A 531-nucleotide genomic window follows, 5' to 3' on the forward strand; every position below is an offset into this window, starting at 1 on the left:
GGGTGGTGTGGGTGCGGTTGCCGCGCAGGCGCCGGTAGACGGCGGGGGGTGTGCAGGTGCAGGAGGCGTCGGCGCGGGCGAGGGTGTGGCCGTCGCGGCGCAGGGTGCTGGTGTAGCGCAGGGCGGCGGTGCGGCCGCGGCGGCGGGTGATGTCGGAGCAGGTGACGTCGATGGTGAGGGCGGCGGGTGCGGTACCGACGTGGAGGTGTGCGGGGTCGAGGGTGAGGGTGAGGTCGTGCATGACGAAGTTGTGGTCGAGGGGGACGCCGTATTCGGTGTGGGCGAGGAGGAGTCCGCTCTGGCGGATGGTTTCTGCGGCGATGAGGGGGTCGTGGCGGCCGTTGATGGGGGTGAAGAAGGAGTGGGCGCGGGGCCACTGGGCGCTGACGGTGAAGCGGTCCTGGCCGGTGCGGTGCCAGTCGGTGAGGAGGACCTCGGCGACGGAGGCGCGGTGGACGAACTCCTTGGGGACGGTCCGGGTCAGGGACAGGTGAGCGAAGGCGTCCCGCCCCGCCGCCGCCCCTGTACCCC

1 protein-coding gene is annotated in these 531 nt (G+C 72.9%); it reads right to left on the reverse strand.

The window, feature by feature from the left end:
* A partial coding sequence (locus JHN63_RS51915; RefSeq protein WP_267953888.1) for a ScbA/BarX family gamma-butyrolactone biosynthesis protein occupies positions 1-531 on the reverse strand: 531 nt, incomplete at both ends.

The sequence above is a fragment of the Streptomyces sp. MBT65 genome (assembly GCF_016612545.1).
In the GTDB taxonomy this organism is placed as follows: domain Bacteria; phylum Actinomycetota; class Actinomycetes; order Streptomycetales; family Streptomycetaceae; genus Streptomyces.